Genomic DNA, 17,569 nt, shown 5'->3' on the forward strand with positions numbered 1-17,569 from the left:
CTCCTTAGAGGTTCAATAATGTTCCAGAAGACAGTGCTCCCATCCGGCCTCAGGCTGCTGACCCAGGAAATGCCCAACACCCGCTCGGCGTGCATCTGCATCTTTGTCGGCACAGGGTCCCGCTACGAGACCGACAAACAGGCCGGAATTTCTCATTTCATTGAACACGTCCTCTTCCGCGGCACCGAGAAACGGCCGACTTCGCGGGATATCTCTGAATCCGTTGAGGGCGTCGGCGGCATCCTTAACGGCGGCACCGACCGAGAGACCACGGTATACTGGGCCAAAGCCTCCTGTGACCACTTCGCGTCCACCCTTGACACTCTGTGCGATATCCTGCTCCATTCACGCTTCGACGACGGCGACATCGAAAAAGAACGCCAGGTCATTGTGGAAGAAATCCACATGTCGGAGGATCAGCCGGACCAGAAAGCCTGTCAACTGGTCGACACCGTGCTCTGGCCGAATCATCCGCTGGGCCGGGATATCGCCGGCACCGAGGCCACTGTCAACGCTGTCTCCCGGGTTGATCTGCTGGACTATATGGGCCGCCATTATCTTCCGGGCAACACCGTGGTTGCCATAGCCGGCGGTGTCAGCCATCAGGACGTTATCGCCGCAGTCGATGACAAATTGGGCGCCTGGCAGCCTGTTGCGGCGGCACCGGTCTTCACGCCGTTCGTATCGGCCAACGGCCGCCGCCTGGTAGTGGAGAAGCGCGATATCGAACAGGACCATTTCCTGCTTGCCCTGCCGGCGCTGTCCATCGCGGATCCCCGGCGTTATGTCGAGAGCCTGCTGAACGTGATACTGGGCGAAGGTATGAGCAGCCGCCTGTTTACCGAGATCCGCGACAGGATGGGACTGGCTTATGCCATTCACAGCTACACCGATTTCCTGCAGGATACCGGCGCCCTGACGGTAGCTGCCAGCGTGGATCCGTCCAACCTGAGGAAGGCTGTCAGCGCCGTCATCAGGGAACTCGATTTGTTGAAAACAACTTTAACGCCCCATGAATTGTCAAAGGCTAAGGAGTTGTCCAAGGGCAGGCTGGCTTTAAGGCTTGAAGACTCCCGGCATGTTGCTTCCTGGCTGGGCGGCCAGGAGATACTGACCGGCGAGGTATTGACCCCGGAGGACGTCATTCGCAAAATCGATGCGGTCACCCTTGACGATCTGAGGAACCTGGCCGGCGACCTCATTCAAACGGAAAAGCTCCGTCTGTCGGTGGTTGGTCCGGTGGTTGATGAGCAGCCGTTGAAGGATATGATCGCAGCCGCGTAGCCGGGTGAATTTCCGGGGTGATGCCTCAGGAATAACTTGCGGCGGCAATTATTTTCAGATTCGCTTCAGATTGCGCAAGTGAATTCCGGTTTCAGCCTACACCAGCCCCCAGTCCCGATAGCCCTGCTGTAATATTGCCAGGTATTCCGGGGCCGGCTTGCTCTCGGCGGTCTGATGCGCCGGTACATAGGTGAAACAACTTATCGATTCACCGGTCTCGGTGTTGACCACGAGGTTAATTTTAGCGTTCTGCGCCGGGAAGCCTTCGGCGGCATCCAGCTTTTTCAGCCATGCCTCGGGAACCTCGTAGATGCCGCCTTTGACCTGCGATCCCCGCAGCGGCTTGAGCGACGCCGTGCCGCCGCGGAAAACCCTGGACCATCCGGTGAAGGATAATTGATAGTGCGGCAGGGCGGCTGATACCTTTGGCTTGCATCCGGGACAACGTTCAGCCATGTATCGGCGGGACAGGGCGGCGCCGTAGGCGAAAAACAACATAGGTGTATTATAGCAACAAACTTAGCCTCGTACTTAAACGAGGCAGGCGCAACGATTGGTCAGGTTGACTTTTAATTTTGAGCGTCTTATATTGGCGATGATTTTCCGGAACGGGTGGACGCCGCATGCGGACTGCCGATGAACCCATTGTCGTCGAAAGTTTGGGCCGGCTGAACGAGTACGGCGCGGACGACCTTTTGATCTGCTGCGCCTCCTTCGAAGATCGGAGCATTTCGGCGGTGGAACGCCTTTCCGGGAACTTCAGGGTGCGTTACTCCATCATCTTCGTCATTGAAGAATCCCGGTACCAGCCGGCGATAGACGCCAATCTGTTGAAAATCCAGTCCGTACTCTCACGTAAAACGTCCGAAGGTGTTTTTGTTATCCGATGCCAGCGTGAAGATCCGGTTGAAGGCATAAATCAGCTCAAGGCCATTTGGAAACGCTGCCGTCCCAAGGATATCGAAGAGCCGTTCATCACCCTCGATATCTCCGGATTCTCCAAGGTTTACCTGCTCGGCCTGCTGCATTACCTGGTGGCTGAGCTGAATATGGGATTGCCCCGGATCATTCATACCACTCAAACTTACGCCCCGTCGCGTCTCACGCAAGGCGTCCACCAGATCACCACCATCGCCAATTTCTTCGGGTCCTTCTCGATAGAAAAAGAAACTGTGTTGGTGCTGTTTTTGGGCTTCGAGGCTGAACGTTCACTGTCCGTTTGGAAGCAATTCAACCCCGTACGCACGATTTGCCTGATCACTACGCCCAGGGATGGCAACGACGAATACGTGCGCTACGCCGAAAAAAACAACGAGGTTTTACTGGCCCAGCCCAATGTGGAAATCCGGCAGGTGGCCGCAGACTCGCCATACCACATCAGGAACACGCTTGAATCGATATACGAGGAGTTCAAGACTACCGCCAACATGATCATCGGGCCGTTCGGCACCAAACCGCAAACAGTCGGCATCTTCGTCTTCTGGCTTGAACATCCCAGGGTTCAGGTCGTCTATTCTTTCCCCAGCGAGTACACCAAGAGTTATCTAAACCGCAAACCTGGCAGGACTATAATGCTGCCCCTGTCGAATGTCACCCGCGGCACTATTGAGCCCCGTTTTTAATTCGGTTGTAAAGCCTCCGCGAACCGGAATATAATGGAATCGATTCCGCCCGGAAGGATTTTACGTCTATCTGATGGCCGATTTCTGGCAGCCCTTCCTCCTAACCTTCGTCCCCCTTTTCATCGTCATCGATGCCATCGGCAACCTGCCATTTGTCATTGCGCTGACCGAAGATTCCACCCGGGAAGAACGCCGCCGGATTATCAACCTGGCTACCGTTACCGCTGCCGGCGTCGGGCTGATTTTCCTGTTTCTGGGCCGATTCATCCTGAGTGCCATGGACATCTCTGTCGGCGCCTTCGCCATTTCCGGCGGGATAATCCTGATGATCTTCGCCGTCCGTTATATGACCACCGGGCACATGGTCGAAGCTATCAAAGAAGAAATGGTGGCCGTCGTCCCGATAGGCACGCCTCTAACGGTCGGCCCGGCGACAATCACCACCCTCCTGCTGCTGTCAACCCAATTCGACCTTTATATCGTACTTATCTCTTTCGGGTTAAATATATTTATCGCCTGGGCCACATTTGTCGCCGCCGGCTTCTTCATGCGGGTCATGGGCCGGGGCGGGTTGCGCGCTGTCTCCCGCGTTTTCAGCCTTCTCCTGGCGGCTCTGGCGGTGAACATGGTCATCAAGGGTCTGGAATTGATCGGCGTTCTTCCAGCCGCCGCCTGAGCGCAGAAAAATGCCTCGACCCCAGCTATAAAAATATTTCCCTCAAACGTCTTGACAATCGTGTTAGCTTGGGCTATCGTATATTCAAATCTGCGAAGGAGGCTATTTAATGGAAGGTTATTGCATGAAATGCCGCACCAAGAGAGTGATGAAGGGCGCCAAGGCCATCACCATGAAGAACGGCCGGCCCGCTACTCAAGGGGTTTGCCCCGTCTGCGGCACCAAGATGTTCAAAATCGGCAAAGCCTAACAAGCCTAGAACGAGCATTCAAAAAGCCGAGCGTTGAGACGCTCGGCTTTTTTATTCGCAGTTACTTAAGCGCCGAGCCTTGACACCCTGACCACCCCCTAATATAATCCGGCCGATGAGTGAACATTCAATGAAACCTGAACCCCACCGTCGCGCAACCTGGCGCGACGAAAAGGCTGAAGAACGCCGCCAGCAACTCATCGATACCGCCCTTCAGGTCTTCGCCCGTAAAGGGTTTGACAAAACCTCGGTTCGCGAACTGGCCGCTGCCGCCGGCGTCGCTCAAGGGCTCATGTACCACTACTTCAAGAGCAAGGATAAATTGCTGGAAGCGGTAGTGGAACGCCACAGCTTCATGCCTCAGCTTAAAACCCTTCTCAGCACTCTCCACGACGAGCCGGCCCCGAAAGTTCTTAAGGTGGTGGGGAAACAGTTCTTCGAGCTGTTAGGCCAAAAAGAGAGCCTGATGAACATATTTTTCCACGAGACGCAAAGCCACCCCATCGTGCCAAGAATATGGCGGGGCATTATGAACGAGGGCATCTCCTTGTTCCAGAATTACCTTGACGAACGGGTCAAACTGGGCGAACTGCGGCCTCACAACACCGATGTTTCCGCCCGGACCCTGGCCTATACCATTGTCCTTCTCCGGGGCACCGCCACTGCGTTCCCCCACCGGACACGCGCCGATGAGTTCATCTCCCATTTAGTGGATAACACACTGAGCGGAATCGCCGCGCCGGCCGGCTGAATCCCCGTTTACATATATTTTTTATCCTTAAGGTCTTGTTTTACCTTTGATCTGGTGGCATAATTAATTGATTACTCAGTCAGTTATGAGCGCCAGCAAGACCGATGGCAGGATTACAAAGGGCGAGGCCACCCGGCAGCGGTTGGTCAGCGCCGCGTTGAAGGTATTCGCCGAACTCGGCTTTTCACGAGCGACCATCAAGGATATCGGCGCCGCCGCCGGCGTTTCGCCGGCCCTGCTGTACCATTATTTCCCGAGTAAAGAAGACCTGCTCAACGCTGTAGTAGAGCGTTTCGGGCCGATCGGCGATGTCCGCCGTTTTATCGAACAATACGAAGCCTTGCCGGCTGCCGACTTCATTAGAAAACTCGCCAGGCATTTCTACGACCTCCTCGGCGAGCGCCTGGATCTGGTGCGCATCTTTCTGCGGGAAGGCACTTCCAACGGATCCGTCGCCGATGCCTGGCGCGGCATGATCCAGCGGGGACTGCCGATTATCCAGGGTTATTTTCTGCGGCAGGTGCTCATGGGCAGGCTGCGGCCGCACAATACCGAGGTCACCGTTCGCGCCCTGAGCACCACCATCGTCATGCTGCGGTTCAGCGAAAACGTTTTTCCGCTGCAGACATTAACCGGGCACCAATTTATAGATGAATTCATCGACAATCTTATGGCCGGCCTGCGGCCTGACATTCCTGAGATCTTCGGACATAACACCGCCGCGAGTTAGAAAGGGGCAACGCTTATGGATAAAATCGCCGGATTTGTGACCCGACGCCCTAAAATCATCATCGCCATTGTTGCCCTGACCAACCTGGCGGCGCTGCTGTCCTTCTTCCGCTTCAGCCTGGACACCGAATTCCTCAACTTCTTCGACCCGGACAACGAGGAAGTGGCGGCGTACCATCAGCTTAATCTGGAATACGGCACCGGCGAGGCGGTGACCGTGCTGGTGGAAAGCGATAATAGCCTCCTTGAGCGGGCCAATCTGCTGGCGGTATTTGACTTTCAGTCCCAAAGCAGCCGGATTCCTGGCGTGCAGCAGGTCCAGAGCTACATCCCTGCCCAGATGCTGTCCGGCTCCCTCCTCTTGCCGGTCAATGCCGAGTTCATCCAATCCAACGCCGAAGCCCTGGGCCAATTTGTTGACCAGCGTTATTTTTTAACCGATCAATTTCTCTCCGGAGACCGTAAAAGCGCCGTGGTGGTGGTGAGCCTGGATGTCGGGGCGGATTCGGGCCCGGCGGTCGATGCCTTAAGGCAGGCCATAGATGATTATCCGGGACTTCGGTTGTCGATAGCCGGCAACCCGGTGATTAAAGATACGGTTGTCGGCTACCTGGCCAATATTCTGTTTATCCTGCTGCCTTTTGCCATCGGCTTGATCCTGCTGGTCTTCTATTTCATTTTGAGACACAAACGGTTGACACCCCTGGCCATGCTGCCCGCGGCTTTCGGCGCCCTCTGGACCTTCGGGACTATCTTCTACAGCGGACACGAGTTGTCGCTGGTGACTGTCATAAGTCCGATTTTCATCATAGTCATGGGATCGGCTTACGGCCTGCACTATGTCAGCCATTTTCAGGAAAACCTCGCCAAATCCGGGAACAGCCTGGAAGCTACCCATCTGACTATGAAAATGGTCGGCTTGCCGATTATTTTGGCCACCCTGACGACCATGGCCGGTTTTGCCTCCCTCATCTGGAGCGAAGCAATACCCATGCGCCAGATGGGTATTTTCGTTACCCTGGGCATCGGATACGCGGGTCTGCTGGCCATCTTCTTCCTGCCGGCGCTCATCTCCCACCTGAAGCTATCAGTCATCCATCCGCCGGAGGAATCCCGAAGGCTCGGGCAAACGATAAATCAGGCCTCAACCCATCGGGTACCTATCATCCTGGGCTGCGTCGCCGTAATAATCGCGTCGGCGGTGTTTATCCCGAAGCTTGAGGTCGTGTCCGACCAGTTGATGTTTTTTAAAGAGAGTTCCGAGATCCGCCAGGCTTCGGCGCGTATTGAAGCCACTTTCGGCAGCGCCCAACCGTTAATAGGGCAGATGGTCTCTCCAGACGGTTCGGCGGCTTTGTTTAACCCGGCGGAGGCTGCCCGTTTGCTGGCAGTTGAACGGCAGCTGGAAGCCCAACCGGGCATTAAAAGCGTGATATCGGTGTTCGATCTGGCCGTCGGATTCAACCGAATGACTACCGGCACCGCGAGTTATCCTCAGAACCCCGCGGTGGTTCAGGCTTTTATCGGCCAACTTGGCGAAGATGGCATGAAAGCCTGGGTAAACCAGAATGGTTTTCGCCTGCTGGTCCGTCCGGTCGGGCTTGAAACTGATGAGATCAAGAATATTAAGACCTGGACTGCCGGCGAGCCCGCGGTCCAGGCTCTGACCGGGATGCCGATGCTTTTTGATGAATTCAACCGCATCGTGGTCAACAGCCAGATCAGCAGCCTGGGACTGGCGCTGGCGCTGGTCTTTGTGATGCTGGTAATCAGCCTGCGCAGCCTGAAGGCCGCCCTGGTCGGCATGCTGCCCATCGTCCTAACCATCGGAGTGGTGCTGACCTTCCTGGTCATCAGCGGCTTCAATCTGAACATTCTGACCGCCAACCTGTCCGCTATCGTCATCGGAGTCGGCGTGGATTATTCCATACACCTGATTTCCGGTATTTACTATTTCCGCCGATCCGGATTGTCGGAAAACCAGGCCGTCGCCTCAGCCATCGGTTCGGTATCGCGGCCGGTGCTCGCCAACGCCTTCGGGCTTTCCCTGGGGCTATCGGTGCTCTTTTTCTCGCCCCTGCTGATTCATATCCAGGCAGCGGCGGTCATGTGGGTGGCGATGGTCTTTTCCTCCATCGCGGCGCTGCTGGTCATCCCGCAGTTCTACCGCGGCGATAAAAGAGGAAAAGCTTCAACCGGGCCGGCCGCCGGCCGTTGACAACGGCGAAGAGCTTACGCTATGCTAATTACCCGCGCCTACATCGTGGTTGTAGGAGTGTAGCTCAGTTGGTAGAGCAGTGGTCTCCAAAACCACCGGTCGAGGGTTCGAATCCTTCCACTCCTGCCAGCGGCCGAGATGGTGGAATGGTAGACACGCTAGCTTGAGGGGCTAGTGAGTGATGAGCTCGTGGGAGTTCAAATCTCCCTCTCGGCACCAACCTGTGTAAAAAAAACGGTCACCGGGCGGAAGTAGTTCAGTGGTAGAACGCCTCCTTGCCAAGGAGGAGGTCGCGAGTTCGAGCCTCGTCTTCCGCTCCATCTTTTCAAATATTCAGCTTTACCGGGCTGATTCGATACGGCGACGTAGCCAAGTGGCAAGGCGGGGGTCTGCAAAACCCCTATTCACCGGTTCGAATCCGGTCGTCGCCTCCAGTTATTTCTCGCGCTCAAGAACACTGATTTGTTCAGTCACCCTTTTCTCAGATGGAATCCGGCTGAAGACAGCAACGCGGTAACCAGAAAATAGCTCCCCAGCAGGACGTCCGGATTGACGTTGAGGTTGAGTGGCTCCGCTAACCCGAGGATGATCAGCGGCCCGATTATTGCGCCTAACACCGCCAGCCAGATCGTGCCCTGGTATTTATAAACCTTGCTGAAAACCAGAATGCCCAGCACTACGCCGATGGGATACCCGATGACCATACCCATCAAGGCGCCAACCAGGTCTTCAAAACCGCCGAGGCTGTTATCGGCAAGGACCCTCGAACCGATGAGTATGCCGGGAACAGCGGTCATAAAGCCCCCGAACGCCCCGGCTAAAGTCAGCCAGAAAAAACTTTTAACAGTGCGTTTTTCTATCGGTTGAACCATTGACATCTCCTTGTTTAGTGCCCCATTATAACACGGAGCATTGACTCCTCCATCGAGGAAAGATCGAGCCGGGGACGATGGACTTTATCCTCGCCATCCTGATGGTCATAATCGGCGCCGGCATTCCGGCGTACTGGTTGAATTACTGGGCTTCGGGTCGGCTGCCCCTGGGCTTTCGCACCATAGTCAACGGCAGCTATATCGTTTTTCACATCCTTGCCGAGCTTGTTACCGCCGGCTTGTGCCTGGCCGCTGGCGCAGTCATCGTGTTCCACGGTTTTCCTCAGGCAAGGGCGCTGGTGTTTTTAGCCTCTGGGGCATTAATCTACGCCGGTGTTAACTCGCTCGGCTGGAGCTCGCTGACCGACCACAGGATGGTTATCATCTTTCTTCTGGTGAGCCTCATCGCCGTCGCTGCGGCCTTATACGCTCAAACTGGCTGGCAACAATTCGGCTGAACCCCTTGACACCCCCTTGTCAGGCCGGATACACTATGCCACGCCGATGAACAGTATGCCCAGCTTCACCATTCCCCAGGCCGCCGCCAAGTTGGGCGTTTCGACGCGCACCATCCGCCGCTATATCAAGGCGGGCAAACTGCGGGCTGATCTGGTCAACGGCCCCTTCGGCGAGGAATACCGCATCCGAGAACTGCCGGACGATCTAAAAAAACTTGAAACCCCAGATAATTTCACTGCCCTCGACAGGCATGATCCCTTCGCCGGCGCATCTTCGGAAGCCGTGGCAGTGCTTCGCGACCTGCAGGAGAAGAACCTGGCGCTGGCCGCCCAGCTCGGAGCGGCGACCGAGCGCATCCGTCAACTTGAAAGCCAGTTGAAACAGGTCACCGACGGCAGACCGCCCCGGACCCCCTGGTGGCAAAGGTGGTATGCGGGGCTAAAGGCGCGGTTCTCGGGTAAGCCGAAAGCAGAGAAATCAGCCGCCGGTCCGCCGCCGGAACAGGTAGAAACCATCTTCTGAACCCGCCCGGCACCCTTTTTGAGAGCGCCGACGAGAATCTTTCGCTAGTTCCTTTTTGACTTCGAAGCCCGGGCCGGGCCGCCGAAGATGATGCTGCAGCCGAAAACAAACCCGAAATTATACCAGCCGCCGTTGTTATGCACCTCGTAGATGTTCACGGAATCAGAAAACAGCGAGATGATGAAGGTGAACGGCGAGATGAAGCCGTGCCACAGCCCTGACCAGAAACCGTCCAGGGTGCCGCCGCTCACCGGCACGTCCTCGGCCAGGTTGGCGCCGGCGGCGCAGCCGGCTGCCAGCAGCGCCAGCGCTAGACAAACAAGGATCAGCAGAGTTCGCTTCTTCATCGGTTGCCTCTCAAAGACCGATACAAGTTGGTGCCGGGAGAGGGGATCGAACCCACACGACCGAAGTCGGCGGATTTTAAGTCCGCTGCGTCTGCCAGTTCCGCCATCCCGGCGCCGCCAGAGATTATAGCATAAGCTTGAGTAATTTCGAGGGCTTTTACTGCTTAGAGCACCGCGCCCAGGACGACGCCGAAGTGGATGAGCGCCCCGATGATGATCCACAGGTGGAAGATGTCGTGAAAGCCGAAGACGCCCGGAAAAGGGTTGGGGCGTTTCAGGGCGTAAATAACGGCGCCGATGCTGTAGGCGACGCCCCCGGCGACGAGGCCCCAGAAAGCCGGGGGCGGCATCGAGAGCCACAATTCCCTGAGGGGCACCAGCGCCAGCCAGCCCATGCCCAGGTACATAATCGGCGAAATCACCCGCGGCGCCCGGATCCAGAACAATTTGAAAAAGACGCCGAGGGCTACTAAAGACCAGGGAATGACGATCATGCTCCACCGCCAGACGCCGTCGAGATAGATATAAACCAGCGGCGTATAGCTGCCGGCGATCATGATGAAGATAGCTATATGATCCAGTTTGCGCCAGATGGAGGTCTCATTATCCCTTCGTTTAAGGGCATGATAAACGGCGCTGAAGGAAAACAGGATTGAGGCCGCCACGCCGTAGACGGCGATCACCGCCAGGTAGTCCCAGCGGCCCCAGGTCAGGGCGAGCAGCACCAGCAAACCGATAACAAAAGCGGCCGCGCCGCCCAAATGGGAGTAGAAAGCAAAACGCTCGGATCTGTTGGCGACGATATGACACCTCCGCAGAGGGATTATTATAGCGGGGGCGCCCACCCTTTACCACCAGGGTAATTAACATAATATGTCCAGTTGACTGGAACGACCCGGTTCTGTTTTAATTACCATTTGTTTGTTGAATTAAGGGAGGTCTACTTTTCATGGATAAGATCGCTGTTAAGCTCTCACCGCGAGTAACTACCGGCAAGAAGACCCGTTTCCTGCGCCGCTCCGGCGTCACGCCATGCCATCTTTTCGGCCACAACCTGGCTTCGGAATCCCTTCAGGCCGCCACCAGCGAACTGGAGCGCGTCATCGCCGTGGCCGGCACCACCCGCCTGGTAGCCCTGGAAGCCGGCGGCAAGAAGACGCGCATGGCTTTCGTCCGCGAAATCCAGCGGACCCCCGTCGGCGGCGACCTGCTGCACGTTGATTTTTACCAGGTAAATATGGATGAGCCGATCAAAGCCGAGATCCCGCTGCACCTGACCGGCGAAGCCCCGGCTCTCAAGACCAAAGGGCGCATCCTGGTCCACCCGATGGGTCATATCGAGGTCGAAAGCCTGCCGGCCAAACTGCCGGCCACTATCAGCGTCAACCTGTCCACGCTGGAAACCCTTGACGACGCCATCCACGTCCGCGACCTGGTCGTCGATCCTGCGGTCACCATACTGACCGACGGCGATCAGCTGGTGGCCAAGGTTTCCGAGATTTCGGTCAAGGCCGAAGAGGCTGAGGTGGTCGCCCCGACCGCTGAGGGCGCCCCGGCCGGAACTGAAGCGGCTGCGTCCGCCGAAGGCGCCGAAGCCAAGAAAGAGTAGTTCCAAGCGTCTGCAATACTCACAGCAGCCGGGGATGACCCGGCTGCTGGTCTAAAGACAGCTTTCCCCGGCCCTTCGGCGGTTGTCGCCCGGGTCCAATTCAATTATCATTTGTCCCATATCCGCTCCCGAGCTGAAAGTCCCAGAGGTACCATGCAGGCAGTAAAACTATCCGGCGTCACCAAGACGTACGGCGAGAAAAGGGTCGTTGACGGGGTCTCTTTCGAGGTCAATCCCGGCGAGATCTTCGCCTTGATCGGTCCCAACGGCGCCGGCAAATCCACATCTATCCGCATGATGATGGATATCATCAAACCGGACTCCGGCGATATCCTCATCATGGGCGAACATCTTTCCGAGAAATCCAAAAACTGCATCGGCTACCTGCCGGAGGAACGCGGCCTTTACCGCAAGCTCCGCATCATGGATACCATCGCCTACCTGGCCTCGCTCAAGGGCGCCGACCGCGCCGCCGCCGCCGGCCGCGCCGAGGCGCTGCTCAAGAAATTTGATCTTTACGACCACCGGCACAAGAAGATCGAGGAGCTGTCCAAGGGCATGGGCCAGCTCATCCAGTTCGTCGTCACCGTGGCCCACAACCCGGGACTGGTCATCCTGGACGAGCCTTTCGCCGGGCTGGATCCGGTCAACTCCCGCCTGCTCAAGAACACCATCAAAGAGCTCCGCGCCGAAGGCAAGGCTATTATTCTATCAACCCACCGCATGAACGAGGTTCAGGAGATGTGCGACCGGCTGTTCATGATCAACAAAGGGCGGCAGGTCCTTTACGGCGCGCTGGCAGATATCCGCCGCCAGTATAAGAGTCATGCCGTCATCGTCGAGAGTCCTTCGCCGCTGCCTGAGACGCTGCCGGGCGTCGTCGGGCGGAGGGCAGCCGGGCCGGGCTTTGAGCTTGAACTGGATGAAGCCACCGAACCGCAGGCCGTCTTAGAGCTTCTGGTACGGGACGGCATCCCGTTGGAGCGGTTCGAGGTGGCCCTGCCATCGCTCGACGAAATCTTCGTCCGGGTGGTAAAGAAGCAGTGAACAAGACCGCCATCATCTTCAAGCACGAATTCCTGACCCTCATCCGGCGCACCGGCTTCATCATCATGACCGTCGCTATCCCCCTGCTCGCCCTGGTCTTCATCGCCGGCGGCGAAATCCTGTCCGCCATCACCGGCGGCGAACCGGGACCGGCCGATACCGTGGAAATCGGTTACGTGGACCCTTCATCGGTCATCTCCGGCCACGAGGAGCAGGGCTTCATCAAGTTCATCCGCTTCGAGTCGATCGAAGCCGCCAACAGCAATCTCGTCGCCGGCGACATCGCCGAATATATCGTCATCGACCCCGACTACCTTGACAGCGGCGCCGTTGCCCGCTTCACGCCCTCCCGCGAACTGGAAGTGCCCGGCGACCGCTTCGTTGCCATCCGCGACTTCCTGCTGGACAATCTCCTCGGCCCGGCCGTCTCCCCGGATCTGCTGGACCGCGCTAAAGCGCCGGTGAACCTTTCCAGCATCCGCGTTGACCCGGCCACCGGCCTGCCGTCCGAGGACCAGGGCGGCTTCGCGGCGCTGGTGCTGCCGTACCTCTTCAGCATCCTCCTGGTCATGGCTATCTTCACCTCCTCCGGCTACCTGCTGCAAGGCCTGGCCGAGGAGAAGGAGAACCGGGTCATGGAGGTGCTGCTGTCGTCGGTATCCGCCAGGGAGCTTATCACCGGCAAAGTGCTGGGGCTGGGCGCCGCCGGGCTGGCGCAGATGGCGGTTTGGCTGCTGTCCGCCCGGTTCCTGGCCGATATGGCTTCCCAGAATTTTGCCGATGTTCTGGGGGCGCTGGAGGTTTCGGTCTACTTTGTCACTGTCGCCCTGGCGTATTTCATCATGGGGTACCTGCTGTATGCCATTATCATGGCCGCCGTCGGCTCCATTACTTCCACCGTGCGGGAAAGCCAGCAGCTGGCCACCATCTTCAGCCTGTTGGCGGTATCGCCGCTGTGGGGGCTGGTCTTTCTGGTGGAGAACCCGGACCACCCGGCGGCGGTGTTCCTGACGCTCTTTCCGTTCACCGCGCCTATCGCCACCATCATCCGCATTGGCGCTACAGAGGTTCCGTTGTGGCAGATCGCCGCCAGCATGGGGCTCATGGCGGCTACCACCATCGGCCTGCTGCTTCTGTCCGCCAAGGTCTTCCGCGCCTTCCTCCTGATGTACGGCAAGACGCCGAAGCTTGGCGAAATCGTGCGCATGCTGCGGCAGGCATAGCCGGCGCCCGCGCCTCCCCGGCAAAAAAACGACTGAAACGACTCATTTCCCGGGCTGCCGGTGAACAGCGGTTTGTTTATTCCAATAACATAATTCTTTTTGCGGAACGAATCATCGCCGGTCGTATTCGGTTTGAACGCAAAGTTCGTTTTCAAGAACGAGTCACTCCCAACGGGAAAAAATAAAGCGCGCCGATCCGGGCCGGGGCTGACGGCCGCCGCTGGTCGCGGTCAAGCGCCCGGTGTCTGATAGAGCATTTGTTCTGTACATCGGGCGGGTATTATAGCACCCCGGTTCAGCGTTCCGTCAAGGGACTTTTGTCGTTTTTCGACGCATATTTTTTATGTCGATCGCATTGAAAACGGGCAAGGTATGAGTCGCCCCCCCCCCCGCGAGCCCTCGATTCGACCACCATGGATTCCCGCCTGCGCGGGAATGACAATTCGATGAGGCGGCTTGAATGCCGGAAAGTGTTAGGGTATGGTATGGCCGAGGCCACAGCCCCGATGCCTGAGTTCAACGCCGTAATCCAGAGCCCGCCCGACGCTCCCCGCGCCGCGTTTATCCGCGTGCCGTTCGACGTTAAAGCCGCCTTCGGCACCAGGGCCGGGGTCGCCGTTAAAGGCGCGTTTGACGGCCGGGAGTACCGGGGCACCATCCAGCCCATGACAGGCGGCCATGTCATAGGCCTGAGCGCCGGAATGAGAAAAGCGCTGGGCAAGACCACCGGCGACACGATTCACGTCACGATGGAAAGGGACACCGAAGAACGGGCCGTGGAGGTCCCCGCCGACCTGTCGACAGCCCTGGACAGCCAGCCCGCCGCCCGCGACTATTTCAACAAGCTGCCCTACAGCCACCAGAAGGAATACGTCGAGCATATCACCGAGGCCAAGAAGCCGGAGACCCGGGCGAGAAGGGTGAAGAATACGGTGGAAATGCTGGCGCAAGCACCCCTTGAGTGATGATAGCCTACGCCAGTTTCTTGGAACTGGTAACCCCCAGCGATTTGTAGATCTGAAGGGTGGCGTCGGACTTGTTCAGGGTGTAGAAGTGGATGCCGTCAACGCCCTTGTCCACCAGGTCCCGCACCTGCTCCGCCGCCCAGTGGACGCCCACGTCCCTGACGCACTCCTCATTCTCCGCCCGTTCGATGGCGCGTAAAAGCGGCGCCGGGAAATGGGTGCCGGCAGCCAGGTCGGCCATTCTTTTCATCATCTTGACCGAGGTAATGGGCGAGATGCCGGCGACGATGGGCACATTTATGCCGGCCAGGGCGCAGCGCTCGCGGAAATCATAGAAGTCGCGGTTGTCGAAGAAAAGCTGGGTGCAGATGTAGTCCGCCCCGGCGTCCACCTTGGCTTTCAGGTACTGGATCTCGGTGAGGCGGTTGGGGGTCTGGGGGTGGCCTTCCGGGTAGCCGGCCACGCCGACGCCCATCTCCGGGAAGTTGTCCTTGATGAACCGCACCAGCTCGATGGCGTAGCTGAAGCCGCCGACCTCCGGAACGAAGCTGGTCTGCCCCTTGGGCGGGTCGCCACGGAGGGCCAGGATGTTCTCTATGCCTGATGCGCGGTATTTTTCCAAAATCTGGCAGATCTCAGCCCGCGTCGAGCCGACGCAGGTCAGGTGGGAGATGACGGTAAGATCGGTCTCCTTGTGGATGCGGACGAGGAGGTCATGGGTCAGTTCCCGCGTCGAGCCGCCGGCGCCGTAGGTCACGGAGACGCAGGAAAGCTCCAGCGGCTTGAGGTCTTTAATGGTGGTGAACAGTTCCTCGGCGGCTTCTTCGGTCTTGGGCGGGAATAGCTCGAAGCTGAAGACGATGCCTTTTTTATTGTAAATGTCGCGGACGTTCATATGCGCCTCCCCGGGTTCCTTTGGGTCAATACCATATTAATCCGTTCGCGGTCAGCTTGTCGAACCAGGGATAGGTCTATTCGGGAAGATTGCCGCGGCCGCCGTGCGGCCTCGCAATGACAAGGAAACGATCAAATAACCGCCTGCAAGCCGGAAACGATGAACCAGCCGCCGAAGCCGATGAGGAGCAGCGAGCACAGGGTGAACACCGCCGTCTGGAAAGCGGGAGCCCACAGCCGGTGGGTTTTGTAAACCAGCCCGGAGACAATCGAAAGCCAGACCAAATCTGTTGACCAGTGGGTCAGGATTAGCGCCCAGAGGCCGCCTGAGCCGAATTCAGCCGCCTGCAGTACCAGGAGGGCTCCAACGGTCGCCCACCACAGAATGAAGAACGGATTGCCCGCCGAAAGCATGATGCCGGCGGTAAAGGCGTTGTAGCGGGTATCTTTCTGCCCGGAGGATAGGGATTTGCGGGCGCGGAACATGCCGACGCCCATCCACACCACCATGCCGCCGCCGGCGACGCCGAGGATGAACCTGACCGCGGCCTGGTCGAAAAACGCGGCGGCGCCGAAGTAGATGAGAAGGATCAGCGGCACCTCGACGACGGCGTGCCCCATTGAGGCCTGGGCGCCGGCCCACGGCGACTTGTAGCTTTTAGCCAGCACCGTGGCGAACATCGGCCCGGGCATCAGGGCGCCGGACAGCGAAATGACGAAGACAGAGGCCAGAAGCGCCAGCATCGCGGCCTACCGCTTCATATTCACGAACTGAAGCGGGATATCATAGTCCTGGGCCCTGAGCTGAGCCATGACGGACTGGAGGTCGTCAATCTGCTTGCCGGTGATCCGGAGCTGGTCTTCCTGAATGGCCGGCTCCACCTTGACCTTCAGGCCTTTGATGAATTTCACCATCTTCTGGGCAAGCTCCCGCGGGATGCCCTCTTTGATCTTGACCGTCATTTCGGCGCCGCCCTGGGCGGTGGACTCCATTTTGCCGAAGTCCAGGCACTTGGCGTCCAGGCCGAAGCGGATGACCTGGCCGATGAGCATCTCGGTCATGGCCTTGACCTTGAGGTCGTCGGCGGACTCCAGGTGGATGGTCTTCTCCTTGCGGTTCAAAGAAATCTCGGACTTGATGTTGCGGAAATCGTAGCGGGTGGTGATATCCCGCTTGACGTTGTTGATGGCGTTGTCCAGCGCCTGCAGATCCACGGCGCTGACCACATCTACCGACGGCATGTCTAAGCCTCCTTGAAGCGATGGCGAATATTGTAGCATGAATACCCAGCCTTTGCCCCTTGCCCGCCGCCGGGCGAAAGACTATTATGGGCGGCGTATGGAGATCTTCCCCGGCATCCACTGGCTGAAAGGCGTCATCGGCGGCAACTCCTGGCTGGTGATGGAGACCGGATACGCTTTTGTCATCGACACCGGTTCGCCCGGCAACGCCCACCACATCCTCCGCTGCGCTCAGAACCTGGGCGTGGGCGATAAACTCAAATATATCGTCCTGACCCATGCCGACATCGACCACGCCGGCTCGGCGGCGGAGTTGAAGAAGCTGACCGGCGCCGCCATCGCCGTTCATACCGCGGAGGTGCCGTTCATGGCGGAAAAATCCAACCTGCCCGGCGCCCTGCGCTGGCTGGGCGGCGTCTTCCCCAAGATGAGCCGCTGCGCCCGGTTCGAGCCTGACCAGCTGCTGAACGAGGGCGATGTCATCGGCGCCTACGAGGTGGTCCATGTACCCGGCCATACCCCCGGCAGCATCTGCCTCTACGAACCGCGGAAACTTATCTTCACCGGCGACGCCCTGCGCACCCACGCCCATGACAGGCTGCTGCCGCCGTCAAGGCCCACCGCCCTGAACCTGCGGCAGGCGACCGATTCGATGCGAAAGATCGCCGGCCTGGATTTCTACGCCCTGTTCGGCGGCCACGGCCCGCCGGTCATCGGCAACGCCGGCGCCAAGCTGCGGGACATGATCTCCCGCCTGCCGCGCGAGGCGTTTTGACGTCAGATTTCGAAGCCCGGATTGGTTTCGGATTTCGATGTTCGTATTTCGGATTTGCATATTGGGGTTGTCCCTCATTACCGC

Annotated in this window: 21 protein-coding genes and 5 tRNA genes; 18 read left to right on the plus strand and 8 right to left on the minus strand. The window is 58.2% G+C overall.

Translation table 11 applies throughout. The features are described 5' to 3' along the window. Positions 1-18: 18 nt before the first annotated feature. Positions 19-1,284 carry a M16 family metallopeptidase gene (locus DEALK_RS02120; RefSeq protein ID WP_058438279.1) on the plus strand — a complete coding sequence of 422 codons (1,266 nt, stop codon included), beginning with the start codon at positions 19-21 and terminating at the stop codon, positions 1,282-1,284. A 96-nt stretch (positions 1,285-1,380) separates the two neighbouring features. Here DEALK_RS02120 and DEALK_RS02125 read toward each other — a convergent pair whose 3' ends face one another. Continuing rightward, positions 1,381-1,782: a gamma-glutamylcyclotransferase family protein gene (locus tag DEALK_RS02125; RefSeq protein ID WP_058438280.1), complete on the minus strand. Its 402-nt coding sequence runs from the start codon at positions 1,780-1,782 to the stop codon at positions 1,381-1,383. Positions 1,783-1,907: 125 nt separating this feature from the next. On the opposite strand from DEALK_RS02125, the gene DEALK_RS02130 reads away from it, so the two are divergent. The 10 genes from DEALK_RS02130 to DEALK_RS02170 all read left to right on the plus strand — a co-directional run bounded on the left by DEALK_RS02130 (position 1,908) and on the right by DEALK_RS02170 (position 7,964). Further along, positions 1,908-2,906, plus strand: coding sequence for a hypothetical protein (locus DEALK_RS02130; RefSeq protein ID WP_058438281.1), 999 nt, complete (start codon positions 1,908-1,910; stop codon positions 2,904-2,906). Between the two features lie 73 nt (positions 2,907-2,979). After that, positions 2,980-3,582, plus strand: a complete 603-nt coding sequence (locus tag DEALK_RS02135; protein ID WP_058438282.1) for a MarC family protein — start codon at positions 2,980-2,982, stop codon at positions 3,580-3,582. A gap of 109 nt (positions 3,583-3,691) precedes the next feature. Continuing rightward, a complete protein-coding gene (locus tag DEALK_RS10080) occupies positions 3,692-3,832 on the plus strand; it encodes a DUF5679 domain-containing protein (protein ID WP_165802795.1) in 141 nt (46 codons plus the stop codon). Between the two features lie 130 nt (positions 3,833-3,962). Then, positions 3,963-4,583 (plus strand): TetR/AcrR family transcriptional regulator, encoded by a 621-nt coding sequence (locus DEALK_RS02140; RefSeq protein WP_058438283.1) that lies wholly within the window; start codon positions 3,963-3,965, stop codon positions 4,581-4,583. Between the two features lie 85 nt (positions 4,584-4,668). Next, positions 4,669-5,313: a TetR/AcrR family transcriptional regulator gene (locus DEALK_RS02145; RefSeq protein ID WP_058438285.1), complete on the plus strand. Its 645-nt coding sequence runs from the start codon at positions 4,669-4,671 to the stop codon at positions 5,311-5,313. Positions 5,314-5,328: 15 nt separating this feature from the next. Continuing rightward, on the plus strand, positions 5,329-7,530 hold the full coding sequence (locus DEALK_RS02150; RefSeq protein WP_058438287.1) for an efflux RND transporter permease subunit: 2,202 nt from the start codon (positions 5,329-5,331) through the stop codon (positions 7,528-7,530). Positions 7,531-7,583: 53 nt separating this feature from the next. Then, positions 7,584-7,659: transfer RNA gene (locus tag DEALK_RS02155), tRNA-Trp, on the plus strand. Positions 7,660-7,662: 3 nt separating this feature from the next. Then, positions 7,663-7,749: transfer RNA gene (locus DEALK_RS02160), tRNA-Leu, on the plus strand. 26 nt (positions 7,750-7,775) lie between these two features. Then, positions 7,776-7,850: transfer RNA gene (locus DEALK_RS02165), tRNA-Gly, on the plus strand. Positions 7,851-7,889: 39 nt separating this feature from the next. Beyond that, positions 7,890-7,964: transfer RNA gene (locus tag DEALK_RS02170), tRNA-Cys, on the plus strand. A gap of 36 nt (positions 7,965-8,000) precedes the next feature. Here DEALK_RS02170 and DEALK_RS02175 read toward each other — a convergent pair. Continuing rightward, a complete protein-coding gene (locus tag DEALK_RS02175) occupies positions 8,001-8,402 on the minus strand; it encodes a hypothetical protein (protein ID WP_058438289.1) in 402 nt (133 codons plus the stop codon). Positions 8,403-8,479: 77 nt separating this feature from the next. Between DEALK_RS02175 and DEALK_RS02180 the strand changes: the two genes are divergently transcribed. Then, entirely contained in the window at positions 8,480-8,860 is a 381-nt protein-coding gene (locus DEALK_RS02180) for a DUF8058 family membrane protein (RefSeq protein WP_058438292.1), read from the plus strand. A gap of 55 nt (positions 8,861-8,915) precedes the next feature. Further along, a complete protein-coding gene (locus DEALK_RS02185) occupies positions 8,916-9,383 on the plus strand; it encodes a helix-turn-helix domain-containing protein (protein ID WP_058438293.1) in 468 nt (155 codons plus the stop codon). Between the two features lie 44 nt (positions 9,384-9,427). Here the strand turns inward: DEALK_RS02185 and DEALK_RS02190 are convergent, their stop codons facing one another. The 3 genes from DEALK_RS02190 to trhA all read right to left on the minus strand — a co-directional run bounded on the left by DEALK_RS02190 (position 9,428) and on the right by trhA (position 10,575). Next, complete coding sequence (locus DEALK_RS02190; protein ID WP_058438295.1) at positions 9,428-9,730, minus strand: hypothetical protein; 303 nt, start codon at positions 9,728-9,730, stop codon at positions 9,428-9,430. A 28-nt stretch (positions 9,731-9,758) separates the two neighbouring features. Then, positions 9,759-9,843: transfer RNA gene (locus DEALK_RS02195), tRNA-Leu, on the minus strand. A gap of 51 nt (positions 9,844-9,894) precedes the next feature. Further along, on the minus strand, positions 9,895-10,575 hold the full coding sequence (gene trhA, locus DEALK_RS02200; protein ID WP_144437062.1) for a PAQR family membrane homeostasis protein TrhA: 681 nt from the start codon (positions 10,573-10,575) through the stop codon (positions 9,895-9,897). 104 nt (positions 10,576-10,679) lie between these two features. Here trhA and DEALK_RS02205 point away from each other — a divergent pair, with 104 nt between their 5' ends. The 4 genes from DEALK_RS02205 to DEALK_RS02220 all read left to right on the plus strand — a co-directional run bounded on the left by DEALK_RS02205 (position 10,680) and on the right by DEALK_RS02220 (position 14,574). Continuing rightward, a complete protein-coding gene (locus DEALK_RS02205; protein ID WP_058438296.1) occupies positions 10,680-11,339 on the plus strand; it encodes a 50S ribosomal protein L25 in 660 nt (219 codons plus the stop codon). Between the two features lie 153 nt (positions 11,340-11,492). Then, positions 11,493-12,386 carry an ABC transporter ATP-binding protein gene (locus DEALK_RS02210; RefSeq protein ID WP_058438298.1) on the plus strand — a complete coding sequence of 298 codons (894 nt, stop codon included), beginning with the start codon at positions 11,493-11,495 and terminating at the stop codon, positions 12,384-12,386. Beyond that, a complete protein-coding gene (locus DEALK_RS02215) occupies positions 12,383-13,609 on the plus strand; it encodes an ABC transporter permease (protein WP_058438299.1) in 1,227 nt (408 codons plus the stop codon). Before DEALK_RS02210 ends, DEALK_RS02215 begins: the two co-directional genes overlap by 4 nt. 485 nt (positions 13,610-14,094) lie before the next feature. Beyond that, complete coding sequence (locus DEALK_RS02220; protein WP_058438301.1) at positions 14,095-14,574, plus strand: YdeI/OmpD-associated family protein; 480 nt, start codon at positions 14,095-14,097, stop codon at positions 14,572-14,574. Positions 14,575-14,581: 7 nt separating this feature from the next. On the opposite strand, the gene metF is transcribed toward DEALK_RS02220, so the two are convergent. The 3 genes from metF to DEALK_RS02235 form a co-directional block, all read right to left on the minus strand. Further along, positions 14,582-15,469 carry a methylenetetrahydrofolate reductase [NAD(P)H] gene (metF, locus tag DEALK_RS02225; RefSeq protein ID WP_058438303.1) on the minus strand — a complete coding sequence of 296 codons (888 nt, stop codon included), beginning with the start codon at positions 15,467-15,469 and terminating at the stop codon, positions 14,582-14,584. A gap of 131 nt (positions 15,470-15,600) precedes the next feature. Beyond that, positions 15,601-16,212 carry a LysE family transporter gene (locus DEALK_RS02230; protein ID WP_058438305.1) on the minus strand — a complete coding sequence of 204 codons (612 nt, stop codon included), beginning with the start codon at positions 16,210-16,212 and terminating at the stop codon, positions 15,601-15,603. Positions 16,213-16,218: 6 nt separating this feature from the next. Then, a complete protein-coding gene (locus DEALK_RS02235; RefSeq protein WP_058438307.1) occupies positions 16,219-16,710 on the minus strand; it encodes a YajQ family cyclic di-GMP-binding protein in 492 nt (163 codons plus the stop codon). A gap of 37 nt (positions 16,711-16,747) precedes the next feature. On the opposite strand from DEALK_RS02235, the gene DEALK_RS02240 reads away from it, so the two are divergent. Continuing rightward, positions 16,748-17,485, plus strand: a complete 738-nt coding sequence (locus DEALK_RS02240) for an MBL fold metallo-hydrolase (protein ID WP_058438309.1) — start codon at positions 16,748-16,750, stop codon at positions 17,483-17,485. Positions 17,486-17,569: the final 84 nt, after the last annotated feature.

Origin of the sequence: Dehalogenimonas alkenigignens (assembly GCF_001466665.1) — a bacterium.
Classification (GTDB): Bacteria; Chloroflexota; Dehalococcoidia; order Dehalococcoidales; family Dehalococcoidaceae; genus Dehalogenimonas; species Dehalogenimonas alkenigignens.

Bases quoted from the DNA above. Each gene is read 5' to 3' on its own strand.
- DEALK_RS02120 (WP_058438279.1), top strand. From the start codon at position 19: ATGTTCCAGAAGACAGTGCTCCCATCCGGCCTCAGGCTGCTGACCCAG.
- DEALK_RS02125 (WP_058438280.1), bottom strand. From the start codon at position 1,782: ATGTTGTTTTTCGCCTACGGCGCCGCCCTGTCCCGCCGATACATGGCT.
- DEALK_RS02130 (WP_058438281.1), top strand. From the start codon at position 1,908: ATGCGGACTGCCGATGAACCCATTGTCGTCGAAAGTTTGGGCCGGCTG.
- DEALK_RS02135 (WP_058438282.1), top strand. From the start codon at position 2,980: ATGGCCGATTTCTGGCAGCCCTTCCTCCTAACCTTCGTCCCCCTTTTC.
- DEALK_RS10080 (WP_165802795.1), top strand. From the start codon at position 3,692: ATGGAAGGTTATTGCATGAAATGCCGCACCAAGAGAGTGATGAAGGGC.
- DEALK_RS02140 (WP_058438283.1), top strand. From the start codon at position 3,963: ATGAAACCTGAACCCCACCGTCGCGCAACCTGGCGCGACGAAAAGGCT.
- DEALK_RS02145 (WP_058438285.1), top strand. From the start codon at position 4,669: ATGAGCGCCAGCAAGACCGATGGCAGGATTACAAAGGGCGAGGCCACC.
- DEALK_RS02150 (WP_058438287.1), top strand. From the start codon at position 5,329: ATGGATAAAATCGCCGGATTTGTGACCCGACGCCCTAAAATCATCATC.
- DEALK_RS02175 (WP_058438289.1), bottom strand. From the start codon at position 8,402: ATGGTTCAACCGATAGAAAAACGCACTGTTAAAAGTTTTTTCTGGCTG.
- DEALK_RS02180 (WP_058438292.1), top strand. From the start codon at position 8,480: ATGGACTTTATCCTCGCCATCCTGATGGTCATAATCGGCGCCGGCATT.
- DEALK_RS02185 (WP_058438293.1), top strand. From the start codon at position 8,916: ATGCCCAGCTTCACCATTCCCCAGGCCGCCGCCAAGTTGGGCGTTTCG.
- DEALK_RS02190 (WP_058438295.1), bottom strand. From the start codon at position 9,730: ATGAAGAAGCGAACTCTGCTGATCCTTGTTTGTCTAGCGCTGGCGCTG.
- DEALK_RS02205 (WP_058438296.1), top strand. From the start codon at position 10,680: ATGGATAAGATCGCTGTTAAGCTCTCACCGCGAGTAACTACCGGCAAG.
- DEALK_RS02210 (WP_058438298.1), top strand. From the start codon at position 11,493: ATGCAGGCAGTAAAACTATCCGGCGTCACCAAGACGTACGGCGAGAAA.
- DEALK_RS02220 (WP_058438301.1), top strand. From the start codon at position 14,095: ATGGCCGAGGCCACAGCCCCGATGCCTGAGTTCAACGCCGTAATCCAG.
- metF (WP_058438303.1), bottom strand. From the start codon at position 15,469: ATGAACGTCCGCGACATTTACAATAAAAAAGGCATCGTCTTCAGCTTC.
- DEALK_RS02230 (WP_058438305.1), bottom strand. From the start codon at position 16,212: ATGCTGGCGCTTCTGGCCTCTGTCTTCGTCATTTCGCTGTCCGGCGCC.
- DEALK_RS02235 (WP_058438307.1), bottom strand. From the start codon at position 16,710: ATGCCGTCGGTAGATGTGGTCAGCGCCGTGGATCTGCAGGCGCTGGAC.
- DEALK_RS02240 (WP_058438309.1), top strand. From the start codon at position 16,748: ATGAATACCCAGCCTTTGCCCCTTGCCCGCCGCCGGGCGAAAGACTAT.